The 4788-nt window shown below is 70.5% G+C and carries 4 protein-coding genes and 1 pseudogene; all 5 read right to left on the reverse strand.

Annotation, left to right across the window (positions count from 1 at the left end; translation table 11 throughout):
* Nucleotides 1-402: DUF5931 domain-containing protein (locus SACSA_RS0100655; protein ID WP_019812675.1), on the reverse strand; the 402-nt coding region annotated here is incomplete at its 3' end.
* A complete protein-coding gene (locus SACSA_RS0100660; protein WP_019812677.1) occupies nt 399-1685 on the reverse strand; it encodes an AI-2E family transporter in 1287 nt (428 codons plus the stop codon). The genes SACSA_RS0100655 and SACSA_RS0100660, both read right to left, overlap by 4 nt.
* 261 nt (nt 1686-1946) lie before the next feature.
* Nucleotides 1947-3326 (reverse strand): replicative DNA helicase, encoded by a 1380-nt coding sequence (gene dnaB, locus SACSA_RS0100665; RefSeq protein ID WP_028661399.1) that lies wholly within the window; start codon nt 3324-3326, stop codon nt 1947-1949.
* Between the two features lie 447 nt (nt 3327-3773).
* Complete coding sequence (locus tag SACSA_RS0100670) at nt 3774-4571, reverse strand: ESX secretion-associated protein EspG (protein WP_019812681.1); 798 nt, start codon at nt 4569-4571, stop codon at nt 3774-3776.
* A 37-nt stretch (nt 4572-4608) separates the two neighbouring features.
* Nucleotides 4609-4788 (reverse strand): annotated as a pseudogene (locus SACSA_RS25510) (hypothetical protein); the annotation flags it as partial.

Genomic DNA, 4788 nt, shown 5'->3' on the forward strand with positions numbered 1-4788 from the left:
GGCGAGCACGAGCCCGGCCAGCACCCCGCCCACGGCGCCGAACCGCGCGCCTGCCACGAGCGGCGGCACGGCGGCCCACACGGTCGTGACCAGCGGAGCCAGCTCCGTGTACTGGGCCTCGGACAGGACGAACGGAGACGTGCCCATGACGGCGCAGGTGACGACCACGTCGACGACGACGAACCACGCGGCGCGCCCGGACGCCCGCGAGTACATCAGGCTCGTGACGGCCGTCCATGCGACCATCACCGCGAACGCGGTCCACGCGAGCCAGGCGCGCCGGTACCCGTCGTGGTGCACCAGCACCGCACCACACGCGAAAGCCAGGGTGACCCAGCGCAACACGATCGTGCTCCACCACAACGGCGTCGCGGGGTCACGCAGCGAGGGCGCCGAGTTCATGCCGGGTCGGGTTCCCTCCGTCCCTCGTCGTGGTCGCCGTCGGAACCTGCCGAAGTGCCCGCGTCCGGCGTGGCTTCGCTCGTCCCGTCGTGGGCTGTCTCCCGGTGGGCGCGGGCGTCATCCGGTGCGGCCGCCGCCGGCCCGTTCCCCCCGGGGCCGGGCGCCGTGGCGCCGGGGTCGGCGCCACGGTCGGACAGCACGTCCACCGCGCCGGGGTCCGGTTCCTCACCGCTCACCAGCGACTTGATGCCGGAGTTGAGGACCGCCAGCAGCGGAACGGAGAGCAGAGCTCCGGGGATGCCCGCGGCTACCAGGCCCGCGGTGATGGCCAGGATGACGGCGAGCGGGTGCAGGCGGACGGCCCTGCCGAGCAGCAGCGGCTGGAGCACATGGCTTTCGAGCTGCATCACGCCGACCACGATCGCGAGCACGATGAGCGCGGTGATGATGTCGTTGGTCACCAGCGCCACGAGCACGGCGATCGCGCCGGTCACCACCGCGCCGATGATCGGCACGAAGGCACCGAGGAACACCAGCGTCGCCAGCGGCACCACCAGCGGGACGCCGGTGAGCCACAGGCCGATGCCGATGCCGACACCGTCCACGACCGCGACGACCGCCGTGGCGCGGACGTAGCTCACCAGGGACGCGAAGCCGCGCCGTCCGGCCGTGTCGGCGCGGTCGCGGACCTGGGAGGGGACACCGCGCATCAGGAAGGTCCAGATCTGCCCGCCGCTCGCCAGAAAAAAGATCAACACGAACAGCGTCAGCAGGAACCCGGTGAGGATCTCGCCGACGGCCCCCGCCGTGGTCAGCGCTCCCGCCGTGATCGAGGCCTGGTTCTGCTGGATGAGTTCGATGGCGCTGTTGACGAAGTCCTCGATCTGCGTCTCGCGCAGATGCAGCGGCCCGTTGATCAGCCAGTTCTCGACCTGTTCGAGGCTGAGGTTGAGCTGCTCCTGCAACTCGGGCAGGCCCTCGACGAACTGGGTGATCACCGAGGTGAGCAGGCCCCCGACGACGCCGAGCCCGCCGATCAGCACGATCACCGCCGACAGCGCTCTCGGCAACCCCCACTCCACCAGGCGCCGCACCCCCGGGGCCATGAGGGCCGCGAGCAGCAAGGCGATCGCGACCGGTACCACGACGACCGACAGGTAGCCGACGATCCACACCACGACGTAGAGCGCGGCGACCACGACCAGGAACCGCCACGCCAGGGCGGCGCTGATCCGCAGCCCCCGTGGCACCCAGCCCGTGACGTCCGGGTCCTCGGACAGCATCGCGATCCCCCGCCGCGTGCGACCACCTGTTCCCCCGGTACGGGGCGCGGACGCTGCCGTACCGCCGTTGTCCTGCTCGACCTCGCTCACCGCTTCACAGTATCGGGTCCGTCCGTAGCGCGGGGGCGACTCACGCGTGATCCGGATGTGACCCGGGCGTCGGGTCCGCCGGTGTGGCCCGGTCCGCGCGGGGCGTCGCCGTGCGCGATACGTCCCGCGAGCGATACCTCCCGCGCACGTTCGGGCGGTCTCGCGGGAGGCCTAGTCCTGTGCGAGGTCGGCGAAGCGGCTGTAGTGAAGCTGGTGAGCGACGCTGATCGTGCTCGTCGGCCCCGCGCGGTGCTTGGCCAGGATCAGGTCCGCCTCCCCCGCACGCGGGTCGTCGAGTTCCCAGGCGTCCGGCCTGTGGATGAGCATCACCATGTCGGCATCCTGTTCCAGTGACCCGCTTTCGCGCAGGTCGGCCAGCATCGGACGCTTGTCCGTGCGCTGTTCGGGACCTCGGTTGAGCTGGCTGATCGCCACGACCGGCACCTCGAGCTCCTTGGCGAGCAGCTTGAGCTGCCGGGAGAACTCCGAAACCTCCTGCTGGCGGGACTCGACGCGCTTGCCCGAGGTCATCAGCTGCATGTAGTCGACGACGATGAGCTGGAGGTCGTTGCGCTGCTTGAGCCGGCGCGCCTTCGCCCGGATCTCCATCATCGTCAGATTCGGCGAGTCGTCGATGAACAGCGGAGCCTCGCTGATCTCACTCATCCGGCGGGCCAGGCGCGTCCAGTCGTCGTCCGACATCCGGCCACCGCGCATGTCGGCCAGCCGGATGCGGGCCTCGGCCGAAAGCATGCGCATGACGATCTCGACGCGGCTCATCTCCAGTGAGAAGATGACGCTGCTCAGACCGTGTTTGATGGAGCACGCCCGAGCGAAGTCCAGGCCCAGGGTCGACTTGCCGACACCCGGCCGCGCCGCGACGATGATCATCTGGCCGGGGTGCAGGCCGTTGGTCACCTCGTCCAGGTCCGCGAAGCCGGTCGGAACGCCCTGCGAGGTGCCGCCCCGGGACGCGATCGCGTCGATCTCGTCCATCGTCGGCTGGAGCAACTCCTCGAGGGCGACATAGTCCTCGCTGGTGCGCCGCTCGGTGACGTCGTAGATGGCGGCCTGTGCCCGGTCGACGACCTCGTTGATGTCGCCGCCGTCGCCGCCGTCGGCGCCGTAGCCGTACTGCACGATCCGCGTGCCCGCCTCGACGAGCCTGCGCAGGATCGCCTTCTCGGCCACGATCTGGGCGTAGTAGCCCGCGTTCGCCGCCGTGGGCACCGTGGCGATCAGGGTGTGCAGATACGGGGCGCCCCCGACGCGGCCCAGCTCTCCTCGGCGTTCCAGCTCGGCCGAGACGGTGATCGGGTCGGCGGGTTCACCACGCCCGTACAGGTCGAGGACGCAGTCGTACACGGCCTGGTGCGCGGGCCGGTAGAAGTCGCCAGGGCGCAGCACCTCGACGACGTCGGCGATGGCGTCCTTCGACAGCAGCATCCCGCCGAGTACGGACTGTTCGGCCGTGTTGTCCTGCGGCGGCTGGCGTTCGAACCCGCCGTGCTCGCCCGAGGGCGCAGGGCTGCGGTCGTCGGTGATGGCCACCGGTGGAGGCACCCCCTCGAAGAAGCGTGAGTCGAACACCTGTTCGACAGTGTAGGTGGTCGCGGCCGGACGGGCAGCATCAGCGCTCCGGTCTCTCGGCCGCCGCGCACGCACGCTAGATCGCTCGGACAGAGCAGCGCAATCTCGCTTGGGGATGGACCTGTGGACAACTTGTTGATGACCGGCCCGAATGAATCACAAGCTCGCCCGAACCTGTGTACAACCTGGGGAGAACTCGGTAGCCCTTCTGTGAAATCGCAGGTCATACCCTGTGGATAACTTGTGGACAAGTTTGTGAGGCGTCTCTCGGCGTGTCGCGGAGAATCGACGCCTCGGCGTGTCGCGGCGCCGCGCGGTTCCGCTCGCGTACCGAGCCGAGGCGCGGCGCCTGTGGACGAACGGGGTGAACGCACGGTGGGAACCGCTGGGCTGAACGGGGGGCCGCCCTCACTCCAGCGGCAAGGTTCCGTGTGCCGTGCGTAGCCGGTCGGCGAGCAGGTGCGGGCTGGCGGGTGTGAGCGCCACCATCGGCTCCCCGTTTCCGGGAACCTCCTCGGTCAGCCACCGGCCCTCGGTGGTGTCGATGTAGTTCAGCGGCCGTTCCACACGGACCCGCCGTCCACCGCGTGCCCGGGCGGCGACGTAGAGGCTGCCGCCGCCGAGTCGCCGCAGCCCGAGCACGCGGCGCGCTTCGGCGAGCTCCGTCTCGGCCGGGCTCCGCGCGCCGCTGCGCATCACCGAGAACTCCCGCTCCTCGGGTTCCGGAGCCTTTCGCGACCCGGTGAGCCTGCTCGTCGGCACCCGCAGTGGTTGCCCTCGTGCGGGTCCCAGCACGGGAAGCTGCGCGACGAAGTTGTCGAGCACCTCCGCCGGAGGCACTGAGGCCAGCACGACCGCACCGCCGTCGGTGTCCCGGGCGAGGACGAACGCCTCCCCGCCCGAGACCCCGGCGAGCACGGTGTAGTTCACCGTCGCTCCCTCATGACCGCCGTTGATCCAGGCGAAGTACTCGAGCGCGGGGCGGGCGATGGCCTCGACCGTGGCTTCGAGCTCCTCGTCCGGGCCCGACGGTCCGGACAACCCGTGCCGGGCGAGTTCGGCGTGGGCGCGCTCGTCGGCCTGCCGTCGTGCGCGCTCGTCCTCCCACACCGGAGTGCTGGCCAGCACCGTGTGCGGCTCGGCGCCCCGGCGGCGGATCAGGGTGAGCACGGTGGCCGTCGTCAGCGTCACCTGCTGGTGCAACACGGTCGTGTGTGTCCTCGTCGTTCGTCCGCCGGTGGGGTCACTCGCCGATGACCGGCGGGGTGGTCAGTTCGTCACTGCCGAACAGGGAGTCACCGTCCTCCTTCTGGAGGTACTTGGTCTCGTGCTCCTCGTCCTCGGCGCCGCCCGCGTTCCGGCCCGCGCCGCCCATGGCACCCATCGGCATCCCGCCCGCGCCGCGAGCGCCCGCGGCGGCAGC

Source organism: Saccharomonospora saliphila YIM 90502 (genome assembly GCF_000383795.1).
In the GTDB taxonomy this organism is placed as follows: Bacteria; Actinomycetota; Actinomycetes; order Mycobacteriales; family Pseudonocardiaceae; genus Saccharomonospora; species Saccharomonospora saliphila.

Coding starts and splice junctions, on each gene's coding strand:
- SACSA_RS0100660 (WP_019812677.1), bottom strand. CDS start 1,685: ATGCTGTCCGAGGACCCGGACGTCACGGGCTGGGTGCCACGGGGGCTG.